Raw genomic sequence first — 15,673 nt, forward strand, 5'->3', positions numbered from 1 at the left:
TTTCAACAGGAACGGCCACGCGTGCTACGTAATTTTCAGGTAAGCAAAGACCGGAATTTTGGCCGCGGCAAGCACGACCGCAAAAATCACGGCCGCCGCCAGCACACCCGCAATCACGGCGACAGGAAGCGGCGTCATCGCGATCCCGCCGATAGCGAGGATCACGGCAATCAGGACATCGACCACCGACGACGCGGCCAGCCAGCGACTGGGACGCGCCCCCCACATGTGCCGGTGCTCGCGAATCGCATAGAGCGTCGCCTGGCTACCGAACACGAGAACGACAAAGGTCAGGGTCTGCAACGCGCCGGTGCCCAGCGCCATCGCGAACCGGCCGATCGCCAGCATGCCGATGCAGAAGGCCAGAAGCGCGATGCCGATGACGACGCCGGCAATCGTCAGGTTGCCAATGCGCCAAGCGTTCGGCCGCGGCGAAGACGCCACGTTATCGGTCGTCAGCGACATGGCCAGAAAGTCGCCCGCAATCATCAGGATCACCATCAGCAACGGAGTCAAAATCGCATGTCCGGTCATGACGAGACCGAACACCAGAAAAAGCGCGGTCACGATCTTCTTGATGATCGAATTCAGCGTGTAGGTCAGGATGCGCTGGAACGTCATGCGGCCTTCCTTCACTGCCGCCACGATGCCGCCGAGCCCGGGTTCGGTCAGCACCATGCCCGCGGCCGATTTGGCGACGTCGGTGGCCGTCGAAACCGCGATGCCGATCTGCGCCTGGCGCAGCGCGGGCGCGTCGTTGGCGCCGTCGCCGCACATGCCGACGATGTGGCCGCTGTGCTGGAACGCCTTGACGAGCTTGTATTTGTCTTCGGGCAGCACGCCGGCGAACACCCCGAAGGCTTCCGGCTTTACGTCCTCCGGAATGGGTCCCGGCGGACAAATCGCGCCGTCGAGACCGACCGCGTGCGCGACGGCGGCGGCGGTCGCCGGCGCGTCGCCCGTCACCATCACGGCACGCACGCCAAGACCGTGCAGTTCCGTGACGAGCGCGGCCGAATCGCCGCGCGGCGGGTCGCTCAATGCGATGATGCCGGCCAGCTTCAGCGTAGGCGGCGTACCCGCCGCGACGGCCAGTACCCGAAAGCCCTTCCCCTCAAATTCGGTCGCGAGCGCCGTCGTCGTCGGCGACGGTTCCGCAAGCCCCGTCACGACCGCGAAAGCTCCCTTCACGATCCGCTGCACGACACCGGCCGAATCAGTTGCGCTCGCTTCGGACATCTTCTTCGCCGGATCGAATGCGGTGAACTTCAGCAGTTTCGGCGCGTCCGCCGCGACACTGCTCGCCGCCGACGCGCGAATCGCCGTATCAACCGGGTCCTGCCCACCTTCTGCACTCGCCAGCGCCGCGAGCGCGAGTACATGCCGATCGTCGAAACCGGGCATCGGCCGCACGGTCGTGACGGTCAACGCATTACGCGTCAGTGTGCCGGTCTTGTCGGCGCACAGCACGTCCATCGTGCCAACCTCTTCCACGGCGGTCAAACGCGTGGACAGCACCCCGCGCCCCGCCAATGCCCGGGCGCCAAGGGCGGCCGACAGCGTGAAAGTCGCCGGCAACGCCACGGGAATCGATGCAAGCACGGCGGTCAGCACGAGCGGCACGATCTCGGCAATCGACATGTGGAGATACAACGCGCAGGCAAGCAGCATCGCGATGACCGCGCCGCTGAATATCGCCAGATTGCGCACGACGAGCAATATGGCCTTCTGCTGCGAACTCGCCACATGCGCGGTCCGGACCAGTTCCGCCGTGCGGCCGAAGCGCGTACCCATGCCGGTCGCGGTCACCACCGCCACGGCCTCGCCGCGCCGCACCAGCGCGCCGGCGAACGTCTGCGTACCAGCGACGGCTTCGATCGGCACCGATTCGCCGGTGAGCATCGAATGGTCGAGCAATGCGTTGCCCGAGACAAGCTGCATGTCCGCCGCCACCACGCCGCCGAGCGATAGCTTGACCACATCGCCCGTCACCAGATCCGCCGCCGGGATGACCGACCACACGCCGTCGCGCTGCACCGAGGCGTTCAGCGCCAGGCGCGATTTCAGCGCAGCGAGCGTCGCCTGTGCGCGGCTTTCCTGAAAAAGCCCGAGCACGGCATTGAACACGAGGAGTCCTGCAATGATCGCCGCCTCGACGAAATTTCCCAACGCGCCCTCCAGCACGATGGCGGCCTCCAGCATCCACGGCACCGGCGCCCAGAATTTGCCGAGCGCCGCGCGCAATGGATGCGCCGAGGTGTCCGGCATCGCATTCGGACCCGACGCGGCCAATCTTCCACGCGCCTCGGCACTGCTCAGGCCGCCCGCCGGCGGCGCGGGTGACGCGGGTGGCGAGCCAGCCACGTTCGTTGCGGGATTGGGCTCTATTACCGTCGCTGAGGTCATGATGGACAGGCTCCTGTGGCAGATAACGGGTTGCGACGACATCCGCCCCGCTTTCACCCGCGTTTTTCCCGCGAGCGAATCGGGATCGATCCATTGCTTCGGACGGGCGGAAGGTCTGCGGAAAAGCCGGTCTGGCAGCGGCCGTTGCGATGGCTGGTACACCTGTAGCCAGCCCAGTTTGTGAACCAGCGACGGACAGGAATGGAAATTGAAGATGACCGGCTTGTCGACGGTGAACAGCGAGTCGAAATCTCGATCCGACAGGCCGTGCCGATATCCGATGTCGGGCATCGGCCTGAACAGATCGACCACGTTGACAAAGCATATCTTCAGGCTCGCAAACCGCTCTTTCAGAATCGCGACGGCCGCGAACGACTCCATGCTCGCCATGTCGCCGGCACAGGCCATCACTACATCGGGCTCCACGCCCTGACCGGACCTGTGCGACCGCCTCGTGCGTGGAATGCGTCGCCTACTTTTACATTTTTACTCTGTCCTGCAATGGCCTGTAGCGCCATTTCGTTGCCGCGGGATCGATTTCGGCCGCGTCTTCCTCCCGCTTTTTCTCGCGCGCCTCATCGGCGCGCTCATACTCTTCGCGGTGGTCAGAACTGGTCTTTCGAGTATCGCGTGGGAATGGCATGGTGCCTGCTCAGACTATCTGTGTTGACGGTGGATGCGCTCGACGCCCCGGTTCGAAACTCCGTCCCGATTCGTTCCAAAGACCGCGTTGATACAAAGCGAAGCCGAACATCAGCGTCATCCCGGCTACGATTCCCCATATTGCGGATGTCATGCTGTGTCCTTCGCTACGCCCTTTGTCGACGAACGCGGCGTGTTAGCGCTCAGTAATGGCTGTCGGGTCTTTCGTAAGCCGGCAATGTTTTCGGCCGGAATCTCGCCGCTTGATACCGATGCTTGATCCGGCATCGCAATACCAGATAGATCGTGGCGAATATCGCTGCCGCGAAGCCCACGGTATAACCTGTTAAAGTGGATATCGACGAACAGCCACAGGCTGTCTCCAGCATCCATCTAAAGTGCCTGCAATATGGATATATCGCCGACCGGCGGAGAAATCCGGATTCAGTGTTCCAAAGCCATCGTGCTGCCCGTACAGTTTCATGTCTGTACGGTGCAGAACTTTCCTGCATCCGCCAGCACAAAGCGCTTCGCACAGGATTTCGAGCGCTCGACGCTAAACATCGGATAACGAATTTGTACGGCGTCGTACCGCATCGAGACCGGCTTGCGCGTAGCGTCGAACACACCGTCGCATACGCAGAAGTGAAGCATGCGCGAACGGACACTCATCTGGAGCACGCCCGCACTAGCCGCTTGCGGCTGCGTCAGTGGCAGCCCATCGACTACCGGCAGCGAAATCACGTGGCTCGATTCGCTCCAGTTTACAAAGGATCTACATGGATGCACCGTCCGTGCTTCCGATGGCGAAATCGGCAGTGTCAATCAAGTCTATTTCGACGACGAAGCATGGGGCATCCGTTATCTCGTGGTCGAGACCGGAAACTGGCTCCATCACAGGCAGGTGCTCGTTTCGCCTTATTCGCTCAAGCACATAGACTGGTCGTCGGACGCCGTCCATGTCAATCTGACGCGACAGCAGATACGCGACGGACCGACACTCGACACGCACACGCCGGTATCGCGCCAGCATGAAATCGAGTACCTGCGCTACTACGACGATCCGATATATTGGGGCGGGCCGAATCTGTGGGGCATGGCCGCATATCCCAGGTCCGATCCGGTTGCGCTGGAACTCGCGGCGCCCGCCCCGGCTCGCCGCATCCTGCACGCCTACCGGGCGTTGCCGGACGTCCATCTACGCAGCAAAGACGAGGTCAAGGGCTACCATATCGATGCGATAGATGGAAACATTGGCAGCGTGTCGGGTTTCATCTACGACGATCCGGCATGGGTTCTTCGCTACCTGATGATCGATACGCGCAACTGGTGGCCCAATGGCAAGAAAGTCCTGATCGCCACGCGCTGGATCGACCTCGTCGACTGGTTCGCCGCAACCGTGTCGACTTCGCTCACGCGCGATGCGATCCGCCGTAGCCCTGCCTATGACGGATAGATACCCGTTCATCGAAGCTACGAGGCGGCGCTACACGGGTTCTACAACCGCGATGGGTATTGGCTGGATACCTAACCATTCGCCCAACCCTAACGCCTCGAAGGCGTTCCGGATCCGGGTCTACCGAACGACCAAGCGCGGCGAAGGCCGCCACATTACGAATAAGCGCCTTGCATGCCTGCCGGCCGACCTCGCAGGTTGCAATTCTCCATGCGCTTACCCGTCTAACCTTCCACGCTCGAAGACAGACCGTCACAATCGAAGGCGGGAAAAATAGCCCGGAGTACGCCCATCAATTGGCTCGCACAGCGACGTGCATCTTCGGGCGCATTCGCGTCGATTGCTTCGAAGAGGTTGACGAAGACCGTTAGAAACGCATCAGAGACGGGCGTTTCACGAGCATGCTCGCGCAGGTACGCACAGTAACCAAATACGTGCTTGATGAACTCGATCTGTTGCGCCGCGAATTCGTCATCGTCGAGCGCCAAAGGAACAAAAGTGAGGTGTCGGTCAGAGAGTCCGGCAGGCAGCCGGGCATAAGAGGAAATATCGCTCATGCGGCTCCTCCACGGATGACCCAGGCGCGGCATGAATGCGAAAGGGAATAAACCCAGCATCACGACAGGTTATGCGTGTGCTATAAATGTCGATAAAAATTGACACGTTGGGCGTGCCATGAGTATTTCACGGTGCCAAATTGATGTCAAATTAATTTGACATCAATTTGGCTATCACACAATGCGATTGGATTGGTCCCAGTTATTCGATGAGCTGAAGCGTCGAGGACGCTACGATAGCGACGCGCAACTGGCTGACGCCCTGATGCTCACCCGCGCGCAAATCTCCGCGTGGCGTAACGGCAAGAGCGATCTCGGCACACTCACGAAGATCAAGATCCTCGATGCGCTGGGCCATAATACGTTGCGCTCGGCGTTGGTCAGTCTGTTGCCCGAAAAAAATCGCGAACAGCACCTTATTCATCAGAAACACCTTATCGCCAGGGCAAGTCAGACCGAACCCGAGTCCGACGCCAGCTCCCTCACGCCGGGCATGGCACCCGTGCCGCGCGTCAGCACGAACCGCCTGCTGGCGACGCTGCCGCCGGACGAGCGCAATCGCATCGAGCCTCACCTGTCGGTCGTGGACATGCCGCTCGGCGAGGTCGTGTATGAATCGGGCGACCATCTCAGCCATGTCTATCTCCCGACTACGGCCATCATTTCGATGCTTTATGTCATGGAGAATGGCGCGTCGGCGGAAATTGCCGTGGTCGGCAACGATGGCCTGCTCGGGGTCGCGCTCTTCATGGGCGGCGAGACCATGCCGAACCGGGCCATCGTGCAAAGCGCCGGGAAGGCGTTCCGTCTGAGCGGCCAGATCGTGAAGGACGAGTTTGCCCGCGGTGGCGCTCTGCAACGCCTGTTCCTGCGCTATACGCAGGCGCTCATCACGCAGATGGCGCAGACGGCCGTCTGCAACCGGCATCATTCGATTTCGCAGCAGTTTTCCCGCTGGCTGTTGTTGAGCCTCGACCGACTGGAATCGAATAACGTCCGCATGACACAGGAACTGATCGCCAACATGCTGGGCGTACGCCGCGCGGGCGTGACGGAAACCGCGAGGAAGCTGCAGGACGAGGGCGTCATTCGCTATACGCGTGGACTGATCGAAGTACTGGACCGCCATGCGCTCGAAGCACAGGTTTGCGAGTGCTACAGGGTGGTCAAGCGCGAAAGTGATCGCCTGCTGGGCGATAGTTGAGCCAATCGTCGAGCCAACCCGGCAACGCAAATCGGCTGCGCAAACGAGCGATCTCACTGCGGATTGCGTCGCACCGGCGTGAACACCATGCCACCGCCGTCCATGCCGCCCCCCTGTTGCCAGGCCACCTTGCCGGGCGCCGACGGCTCGCTGCAACTGTGTTGCACGTCCGCTTCGGTTCCTTCCATTGCCATATCGCCGCCGGCCTGCTCCTGTGACCGCTGCCGCTGCCCTGCGCGTACCGCCGCAGCGTCATCGTGCGGCCTTCCCGCATAGCATTGCGCCATTTTCGCAAACTCCTCGTACGTGCTGCCTGCAAGTTATCGGGTAGCATCCGCCGCTCTAATGCGCCGACGCTTCGCCGGACGTTCCACCTCCATCGTCGCGACGGACTGCCTGCTCTGCCCGAGTTCCGGCACCGGTCAAGACTCCACGGTGTTCGCCGTGGAGTCTGGCTTTCCCCGTATCTTTCCTTTGCATCCGTTTTCGCGTACCGCTTCGCTGCTGGCCGGCTGTCTCGCACGACGTGCCGTCTTCCGGCGGCGCATTGCCCATGCCGTCGTCCGTCGCGTTGCCGACGTCGAACACGAGCCTCCTGTTTTCGGCAAGCTCGTCCACATTCACACGGCTAACTGTCATCTCGCGTTCCTTTTGTCCAACGATTTCGACGATAGAGCAACCCACATGTCAGGCCCGGCTTCGCGCATTCGACGCGCGTACCATGGATTCATCATTCAACCAGTTGGCCCGTTGATCTGTACGCTATCGGACTATCGCCACGCCCGCGCCGACCGTGTGTTGATTTGCACGAAACCTGATGCAATTGTCCGGCGCTTTCGAAGCCTCGTGCCAAAGGCACACGTCGAGCGCCCCTGGGAGGCCACCACGTATGAAGCAATTCCTCAAGCCGGCATCGGCGACCATCGTCGCAAAGAATCGAGGACGATGGCTATGTCCACGACTCGAGTTGCACAGCTCGAAATGAGAGAGTCGCCACCCTGAGAGACAAGCTGCGCGCGATCATGCAAGCAGTCAGTACGGTGCCGTACCCGGGCCGGCTCGATTGGACTGCCGCTCTTGCACCGCACCTATCGGCGTGCGTGCATGCGTATTCCTCGTCGGAGCCGCCCCCCCATCGCGGTGGCGACTATCGGAGTGTCGCGACCGGCGATGAGGGTCTCTGCGGCCATTCAGTTCAATGGCGTCGTGGCGGGCTGCACTAATGACGTGTCACGGGCCGATGCCCAGTCGCTTCGGCGCACGTGATGGATGATCAATGGGATGCCTGCGAAAACAACGATGCCGAGTACGACCAGTCCGGTATAAAGCAGCGGCGAGCCGACCGGCAACTGGTCGGGCGGAAAAAACGACACGACGAAACTGAAAAGCACCCCGGCAAAGCCGATGCCGGCGGTCAGCCACATGCCGGCCAGACCACCGGGCAGCCTGAACGGTCGCGGCAGGGCGGGCGCGGAATAGCGCAACTGGATCGCCGCCGCATACATCAGCATATAGGCGATCAGATACAGCGCGATCGTCATCGCGGAGATCAGAAAAAAGGCGACTGACACATCGCGGATGACAAAGTAAAAGCACGAAATGACCGTCACGATCAGCCCCTGCACCAGCAGGATGTGAGTAGGCATACCCTTGCGGTTTTTCGCCTGGAGGATAGGCGGTAATTCGCCCTCCTGTGCTGTGGCGAGCAACCCTCGCGACGGACTTCCGAGCCAGGCAAGCACACCGCTGATTGCGCCGATGCCGACCAGCAGCGACAGCACCGCCACCGCCCAGCCCATATGCCAGAGATCGGTGATCACCGCGCCGAATGCGTCAAATACGCCCGATTGCAGCGAAATTTCCCCGTACGGCAGGATGGCGGCGATCGGCAACGCGCCCAGCGCAAAGATGAGGACCGAAATCAGCGCACCCAGACCAATCGCCGCCGGATAGCCGCGACTCGGGCTGCGCATGTCTATCACATGGACCGCCTGTACCTCCACGCCGGCGAACAGCAAGACGATGCCGGCAAGAAACGAGATCGTGCCGAAACCGTGAATAGCGGGCCAGAAGCGGGCGTGGCCGTCCTGCGACAGGACCTTGTCGGTCAGGTGTTGCCACCCGAGAGGATGGCCGCTGCTCACCCAGTAGCCGAGCAACGCCAGCAGCACGAGGCCCGGCACGATGGTGCCGATGACGAAGGTCCAGTTCGCGATTCTTGCAAACACTTCCACACCTTGCAGTACCACCCACGTCGAGAGCCAGTAAGCGACGATGCAAAAGAGGCCAACGTAGATGCCGTTATTCGCCAGTTCCGGCCGGCCGACCGTATAGGCGAGCGCGGCCGCGCCAAAAGTCAGCGCAACCGGATACCAGACCACGTTCTGTATCCATTGCAGCCAGATAGCGAGGAAGCCCCAGCGCGTGCCGAATGCTTCGGCAACCCAGGTGTAGATGCCGCCGCGCCGGTCGGCAAACGCGCCACCCAGCTCCGCCGACACCAGGGACGCCGGAATCAGATAGAAAACGACTGTAAAGGCCAGATAGACGAACATCGTCATCTCCTCCTTCGCGAGCAAAGGCAGTCCGCGTAGACTGGTGACGACGGCGGCCGCGGTCATCAGCCCGATCGACGTGACGCTCAGATACTTGCCGCGCGTCGCGGCATCTGCCGTCGTCGCGTTGGCGGCGGTGGGTGCAATCTTGTCCATTTCGTGCTCCTGTGAGCAGGGAACGTCAATCGTGATGGAAGGTAGGACCGGCCGTGGAGTGAAGCACCGGGTTTTTCACCAGATGCGCGATGGCGTGCCGGATGTCCTCGAGCAGCATCGCCGCCATGTCGCGGCTGACGCCGCGCCGGATCAGCACGCGCTGCACAATGGTCTCCTCACGCCCGGTCGGCAGCTTGTATGAGGCGATCTGCCAGCCGCGCATGCGCACGCGGTCGGACAGATCGAACAGTGTGAAGCCCGCGGTCTCTGGATGCCTGAGCTTGTAGCAGACAGCCGGCAGTGCGCCGCGACCGTCGTAAATCATCTCGATTGCCTCGATCTTCGACAGGCCATCGGCGAGCGCCTGAGCCGTATCAGCGCACTCCTGCTGGATGTGCCGGTATCCTTCACGCCCGAGCCGCAGCATCGTGTAGTACTGTGCGATGATCTGCCCCGCCGGCCGCGAAAAGTTCAGCGCGAAGGTCGGCATGTCGCCGCCCAGGTAGTCGACACGGAAAATCAGGTCGTCGGGCAAATCCTGCGGGCTGCGCCACACAATCCAGCCCACGCCGAGCGGCGCAAGGCCGTATTTATGACCGGACGCGTTGATGGATTTGACGCGCGGCACACTGAAGTCCCATCCGAGGTCCGGTTGAATGAACGGCGCAATGAATCCGCCGCTGGCCGCATCGACGTGGATCGGAATATCGATCCCCACGTCGCGTTGCAGCGTGTCGAGCGCAGCTGCAAGCGCGCTGACGGGTTCGTAGACGCAGGTGAAGGTGATGCCGAGCGTAGCGACCACGCCAATGGTGTTTTCATCACAATATTCCGCCAGATCTTCCGGCCGTAGCCCCAATGAATCGCCGCTCAGTGGCACCTCACGCATCTCGATGTCGAAATAGCGTGCGAATTTTTCCCAGCACACCTGCACCGGTCCGCACACGAAGTTCGGCTTGTCCGTCGACTTGCCTTGCGCCGCCCTGCGCTTTTTCCACTGCCATTTGAGTGCGAGGCCACCCAGCATGCAGGCCTCACTCGAACCGGTCGTCGAACAGCCGGTGGTCTCCCACGCTTTGGACGCATGCCACAGATCGGCGAGCATATGCACGCAGCGCATTTCGATCTCGGCGGTTTGCGGATACTCGTCCTTGTCGATCATGTTCTTGTCGATCGACATATCCATGAGGTGTCGAACCTCCTCGTCAATGTAGGTCGTACAAAACGTTGCAACGTTCTGCCGCGAGTTTCCATCCATGAACAATTCGTCGCGCACCAAATCGAATACGGCACGTCGATCGGAAGACCCTTTGGGAATCCGGTACTTTGGGAGTGGCGAACCGGAAATCGTCGCAGCATATTCGTCGGCAACGGCGTCGGGTTCGGCGGATGGCAACTTGAGAAAGGTCATGGCGTGAAACTCCTGAATGGCGAAGGAGGAACGTGGCAGGTGCCATAACGAGGCGCCCGCCCCAATGTCATTGCAGCGTTGATCGCTTGAAGGAGCGGAAACGGAGGACTCCCCTCGTTCGGCCTCGCTCTTGACTAGCGTGCCGGCAAGCGAATGACGACCGTCCCCGACCGAAACGCATCGTCGGGGACGAAGGCGTCGTGCAGGCTATCCCGATCAACGGGATAGAAAGTTCGACGGGGTTTGACGCGTCGAGGATCACGGTGCGCGTATTGACCAGGGGAGTCGGTCCGGTGGCGTACCAGCGCGAAAATCCGTAGCTAGGCACGCCGCGATACGTTTCCATTGCCACGCTGAAAGACATCTTGAACGTATGCCCTTCACGATTTTCAATGACCGCGCGAAAGTATGGAGGGGTTTCTGCCAGACCTGCGGCCTGACCCGCACCGGGTTTTTATTTGTGCGCGTTGAACCACGTACGACACCGTACTGATTTCGGCCCGATTCTGGGCGCACCCTATGCCGGAATGCGGTGGGACACCTATACGATCGCACCGGGACTAACAGGAACGCTGCGCCATAGCTGTCCCAAAGGCTATCCCCGAAACATAAGCGCGAATGCGTGGCGCCCACGGGGAGACAACGCAGATGAGTGAGCAAACCAGACGGAAAGGAACAAACATGAAAAATCGGGCACTGATACGAGCACTGATCGTGCTGTCGCTGATTACCAGCCTGAGCGCATGCTTCTTTCCCGTCCGAGGTGACGACGACCACCATGGCGGCGGCGACTACTACCAGGAACACCGCGACTAGAAGATAGCAGACCACCCCGCCTCGTCCGGGCGTGCTCCCGACAGTTCGATTGTCATTCGCATTCGTGGGTATTCGTCGATCATTTTTATCAACCGAATAGTACTGAAGCGAATGTGGATTGCAGTCCGACCATCCTGATACGCCAACGCGTACCGTTGATGTCGAATAGCACGAATTTCATTCATAGCGCGGCCATCGAAACAACCAGGTTGGGACGACCACATATTGTGGGTGCGCCAGTTCCTTTCTGGACCCGGTACGGCACCGTACCGATTTCTTACCCCGGCTGCGCGCATCGTCTTGTCTGGGCACTTTCGATCCCCACCCCGAACCCGGCTCCGTGGCATGCGCACCAGATGCGCAATCGACATCTCAGCGAACTGCGCCGGTATCCCGCGAAATAAACTCAGGAGAGAATCATGACTACACTCGACCCGACCAATCGGTCTTCAACCAGCGGTACAGGTGCCGCGATTCTGGGCAACGGAACCGGTGACGGGCCGGGCCCTAACGTGATGGCGGCTGATACCTTGACGGGAAATAAACTCTTTACGTCCGACCACGAGGAAATCGGCAAGATCTCCGCAATCATGCTGGATGTACCCAGCGGACAGATCGCCTATGCCGTATTGGCGAGCGGGGGCTTTCTCGGCATGGGCGGCAAGCTTTACGCCATTCCATGGAGTGCGCTGATCCTCGACACGGACGAAAAGTGCTTCCGTCTCGACGTCACTGCGGAACACGTGAAGAATGCGCCCGCCTTCGACAAGGACCATTGGCCCGCCATGGCGGATGAACAATGGGGTTCGTTGCTTCACCGTTACTACAACCGGAAGCCTTACTGGATCGCCACGCGGGCCGTTACCGGGAATCAGCCGCCCGCGCAATGAAGCAGGCAACAGACAGCGACTTCGTCCACAAATCAGCTACGTATTAGCTATGGGAGATTTACCATGAACAAAGATCAAGTCAAGGGAACGGTAGAAAAGGGAAAGGGCAACGCGAACGAAACCGTTGGCAGGGCCACGGGCAATACGAAACAGGAAGTCAAGGGCGATATCCAGCGAGCAGCTGGTCAGGCGCGAAAGAATCTTGGCGACGTCAAGGAAGCAGCCAAGAAGCCCCGGTAACAGACGGCGCACTCGGTGCCTGTACCGCGTTGCGGAGAGGCTCCAGACGGCGGCTTGCATCGAGTGAATGGCTTTGCTTGCGGTCGGCGGTAGTGCCCCGCATGCAGCACTAGCACAACCTGCCCCCGACACAGCCCACGAGAACCATCGAGCGGACTGGGGCCGCTCATGACTGACGCAAAGCCTGGAATTAACCCAGCCAGAGAAAATATGCGGCTGCCCGTGAAGATGTGTTATGCCCGAGCAGGATCGGCTGGCCAATGTCCTGGGATGCTGGAACTGGTTCTATATCCGGTCCGGCTGGGCCTACGGTGAAGCTGCCCTGATCCCGAGCGCCAAAGAGCCGCGCCGTTCAGCGCGGCAAGCGGTACACAATGACGGTCACCGGCCTCAAGCATGGTTCAAACACCAGTGCCCCCTCCTAATCGAAGCGGGGATGCCTGGCCATCTCTGGAGCGGTCGGGCGGCAACTCAGCCATTCGGCGATAACAGCAGGTGTATGCATCGCGCCTGGCACGGACATTCGCAGCGACGCAGTTTCGAGCGCAGGTTTTTACGCGGAACATCGACCCAGACTATCCCCGCTAAAGCAGACGTCATACGGTCACGCCAGCAAAGGCATCTACGATATTGCGGACAGATCGGTCCCGTCCCGAACGACAGTTCGCACTCGCGGAACCCGAGCGCCCTTCCCTGCCTGCCGCGATAGTCGATAAGCCGGTCGCGTGCGAGGTGGGACGCAGACGCTCGCGGCAGGGAAAACAGCATTCTCACATTGACGTCAAATTAATTTGACAAACATACTGGATCGCTCCAGTGCCCTCTGCACAACAGGCGTGCCCGAAGCCACGAAAAACTGACTGTCTTTCGAACATACTCGCATTGACAGACTGGCATTTTGCACGATGTATGGGAACGCCACCGTACAGACGAAACCTCCGCGCATTTGCGATGATATGAACTGGCCCTGCGTGCACCGGTCACTCGGCTTACCGTCGCGCGACAGGCATTCGCGAACAGGCTGCCACTCCCGCAACGCGTCGAGTCTCACGAAAGCACTGTGACCGTTCGTTCTGGCTGCCCGCTCGCGGTCCAGGCATAGATGACCGGGGACCGCCATGTCCACATATTCAAACCTCTGCGCACCCGCTACCGATGAACGTAGCCTGTCGGACTCCCAAGTACTTGACGGGACGACGGACCCTCGATATATCCGGACTGAAGAACTGACCGGTCTTCCGTCTTGCAACACGCCGGCGAGCGACGCCCATCTCAAGAATGAAATGATCGCAATGGTCGCGCACGAGCTGCGCGGCCCGCTCTCCCCGCTGCGGCTCGCCGCATGTGCGATGCGCCGCGCGTCCACCGGCATGCCGGACATATCACGCCTCGTCGACATCATGGATCGGCAGATTGCCCAGATCGCTCGGCTGGCCGAAGATCTGACCGACGTGACACGCATCAGCCACAATGCATTGCGCCTGTGCGTGTCCGAAGTCGATCTCGTCGACGTGCTGACCGATCCGCTCGAAGCCGCGTCCGTTGCAGTGGTCGGCCGCGGTCAGAGATTGACCATAGAGGTGGCCGACTGGACGCTTCGTATAGAGGCCGATCCCGTTCGCCTGATGCAGGCACTGAACAACATCCTGGACAACGCGGTGAAATACACGCCGACAAATGGTCATATCGATGTAACCGTGCGCATGCAAGGGCACGATCTGATCGTCTCCGTACGGGACGATGGCGCAGGCGTGGCGAGTGAACTGCTGCCGCATATCTTCGATCTGTTCACGCAGTCCCGCCGGACGATTGCCGCGAGCGCGGGCGGCCTCGGAATCGGCCTCGCCGTGGTGAAAGCCATTGTGCAGGCGCACGGCGGAACCGTATCGGCGATCAGCGCGGGTCCCGGGCACGGTAGCGAATTCATCCTGCGGTTGCCCGTTGTCAGGCAATAACGTTGCGTGACCGGCAGCCGCGTGCAGGCTGGGGATTTCGATGAGCGTCCGTGCCTGGCGCGCGAAGACGGCGCTCCAAAAGTGCTCGACGCGTCGCGTGGTATCGCACACGTGAATGAAATTCGGGGCAAGCCTGACGTTCACAGGATGCCCGGGCGTACTAGCACTGCGCCACGATGGGGCTGGTTTAAAACCCGCTCATCCGATCGCTTTTTATAACGCCCGATCCACTAAGCTCTATCCCGGATAGGATTGCATATACTCCGGCCCGATATTGAGGAACACAAGGTGTCTGACGAACAGCGTCGCAGCGGAAATCACCTGCTCTCGGCTTTGCCCGCAACCGAGTGGGCACACATCGCACCGCATCTGATGCAGGTGGACATGCCGCTCGGACAGGTCGTCTATGAGTCCGGCGACCGACTCCATCACGTCTATTTCCCAACGACGTCGATCATCTCGCTGCTGTACGTGATGGAAGACGGCGCATCTGGGGAAATTGCCATCGTGGGCAACGAAGGCATCGTCGGCATCGCGCTCTTCATGGGCGGCGAAACCACGCCAAGCCGCGCAGTCGTGCAGAGCGCGGGTAGAGCGTACCGGCTGGACGCCCGCCTCCTGAAGGAGGAATTTCATCGCGGCGGTCCAATGCAGCGGCTGTTGCTGCGATACACCCAGGCGCTGATCACACAGATGGCACAGACCGCCGTGTGTAACCGGCATCATTCGATCGATCAGCAACTGTGCCGCTGGCTGCTGCTGAGCATCGACCGTCTGCCGTCTAACGAGTTGAAGATGACGCAGGAGTTGATCGCGAACATGCTGGGCGTCCGCCGGCCCGGCGTCACCGAGGCAGCGATGAAATTGCAGCAAGCAGGATTAATCCGCTACAGCTACGGCCACATCGAGGTACTGGATCGGCCCGGACTCGAAAAGCGGGTATGCGAATGCTATGCGGTCGTAAAGCGCGAATTCGACCGGTTACTACCCGATCTCCAGGCGATCTGAACGGCGCCCGAGTGGGCAAACTCCGCCAGTGCAGCAAGGGACACGATCGAGCCGGCGGCGGCCGCATTCATCCCTGTCTTTTCTATGAGGCAGGGGTCTTCTGATCCCGCCTGCGAGCCTGCGGCCGTACCGGCAGTCAAAGCAATTGGCGGTCGTGTCGCGACCAACGGCGCACCTGCCGGCGCGACCCGAGCTTTCCCTTTCGCAACATCACGTATTGGTTGGTTTTTCCATGGCGCATGGATACATGGTGAGAAGACCCAGCTGTGTCCGACCGCGCATTTCGCATTGGGACGTGCGTCGGTTCGTGGCGATCCGGGTCGCTTAAAGGCCAGTTCAAAAAGAGCCCGGAAGGGCTGTTTACTTTCCCGTGAAAC

General features: G+C 60.7%; 13 protein-coding genes and 1 pseudogene. 8 read left to right on the top strand and 6 right to left on the bottom strand.

Going from position 1 to position 15,673, the window contains the following annotated elements:
- Nucleotides 1-24: 24 nt before the first annotated feature.
- Both V8683_RS25435 and V8683_RS25440 read right to left on the bottom strand, forming a co-directional pair.
- The gene (locus tag V8683_RS25435; protein ID WP_411189792.1) at nt 25-2,832 is read right to left on the bottom strand and encodes an HAD-IC family P-type ATPase; all 2,808 of its coding nucleotides are present in this window, start codon (nt 2,830-2,832) and stop codon (nt 25-27) included.
- Nucleotides 2,833-3,198: 366 nt separating this feature from the next.
- Entirely contained in the window at nt 3,199-3,441 is a 243-nt protein-coding gene (locus tag V8683_RS25440) for a hypothetical protein (protein ID WP_411189793.1), read from the bottom strand.
- Between the two features lie 346 nt (nt 3,442-3,787).
- Between V8683_RS25440 and V8683_RS25445 the strand changes: the two are divergent.
- Nucleotides 3,788-4,579 (top strand): annotated as a pseudogene (locus V8683_RS25445) (PRC-barrel domain-containing protein).
- 149 nt (nt 4,580-4,728) lie between these two features.
- Here V8683_RS25445 and V8683_RS25450 read toward each other — a convergent pair.
- Complete coding sequence (locus V8683_RS25450) at nt 4,729-5,061, bottom strand: hypothetical protein (RefSeq protein ID WP_111484478.1); 333 nt, start codon at nt 5,059-5,061, stop codon at nt 4,729-4,731.
- A 493-nt stretch (nt 5,062-5,554) separates the two neighbouring features.
- Here V8683_RS25450 and V8683_RS25455 point away from each other — a divergent pair, with 493 nt between their 5' ends.
- Nucleotides 5,555-6,265, top strand: a complete 711-nt coding sequence (locus tag V8683_RS25455; RefSeq protein WP_111484730.1) for a Crp/Fnr family transcriptional regulator — start codon at nt 5,555-5,557, stop codon at nt 6,263-6,265.
- A gap of 53 nt (nt 6,266-6,318) precedes the next feature.
- Here V8683_RS25455 and V8683_RS25460 read toward each other — a convergent pair whose 3' ends face one another.
- Nucleotides 6,319-6,459 carry a hypothetical protein gene (locus V8683_RS25460; protein ID WP_462849188.1) on the bottom strand — a complete coding sequence of 47 codons (141 nt, stop codon included), beginning with the start codon at nt 6,457-6,459 and terminating at the stop codon, nt 6,319-6,321.
- A 151-nt stretch (nt 6,460-6,610) separates the two neighbouring features.
- Here V8683_RS25460 and V8683_RS25465 point away from each other — a divergent pair, with 151 nt between their 5' ends.
- Nucleotides 6,611-7,267 (top strand): hypothetical protein, encoded by a 657-nt coding sequence (locus V8683_RS25465; RefSeq protein WP_411189795.1) that lies wholly within the window; start codon nt 6,611-6,613, stop codon nt 7,265-7,267.
- Between the two features lie 188 nt (nt 7,268-7,455).
- On the opposite strand, the gene V8683_RS25470 is transcribed toward V8683_RS25465, so the two are convergent.
- Complete coding sequence (locus tag V8683_RS25470) at nt 7,456-8,976, bottom strand: amino acid permease (protein WP_411189796.1); 1,521 nt, start codon at nt 8,974-8,976, stop codon at nt 7,456-7,458.
- 25 nt (nt 8,977-9,001) lie between these two features.
- Nucleotides 9,002-10,387, bottom strand: a complete 1,386-nt coding sequence (locus V8683_RS25475) for a glutamate decarboxylase (RefSeq protein ID WP_411189797.1) — start codon at nt 10,385-10,387, stop codon at nt 9,002-9,004.
- 648 nt (nt 10,388-11,035) lie between these two features.
- Here V8683_RS25475 and V8683_RS25480 point away from each other — a divergent pair.
- The 5 genes from V8683_RS25480 to V8683_RS25500 all read left to right on the top strand — a co-directional run bounded on the left by V8683_RS25480 (nt 11,036) and on the right by V8683_RS25500 (nt 15,296).
- Nucleotides 11,036-11,203: a hypothetical protein gene (locus V8683_RS25480; RefSeq protein WP_411189798.1), complete on the top strand. Its 168-nt coding sequence runs from the start codon at nt 11,036-11,038 to the stop codon at nt 11,201-11,203.
- Nucleotides 11,204-11,622: 419 nt separating this feature from the next.
- On the top strand, nt 11,623-12,093 hold the full coding sequence (locus V8683_RS25485) for a PRC-barrel domain-containing protein (RefSeq protein WP_411189799.1): 471 nt from the start codon (nt 11,623-11,625) through the stop codon (nt 12,091-12,093).
- A 63-nt stretch (nt 12,094-12,156) separates the two neighbouring features.
- Nucleotides 12,157-12,333: a CsbD family protein gene (locus tag V8683_RS25490; RefSeq protein WP_411189800.1), complete on the top strand. Its 177-nt coding sequence runs from the start codon at nt 12,157-12,159 to the stop codon at nt 12,331-12,333.
- Between the two features lie 1,283 nt (nt 12,334-13,616).
- Complete coding sequence (locus tag V8683_RS25495; RefSeq protein WP_411189801.1) at nt 13,617-14,288, top strand: sensor histidine kinase; 672 nt, start codon at nt 13,617-13,619, stop codon at nt 14,286-14,288.
- A 288-nt stretch (nt 14,289-14,576) separates the two neighbouring features.
- The gene (locus V8683_RS25500; protein ID WP_187190766.1) at nt 14,577-15,296 is read left to right on the top strand and encodes a Crp/Fnr family transcriptional regulator; all 720 of its coding nucleotides are present in this window, start codon (nt 14,577-14,579) and stop codon (nt 15,294-15,296) included.
- Nucleotides 15,297-15,673 lie beyond the last annotated feature (377 nt).

The sequence above is a fragment of the Paraburkholderia sp. AV2 genome, from assembly GCF_054968425.1.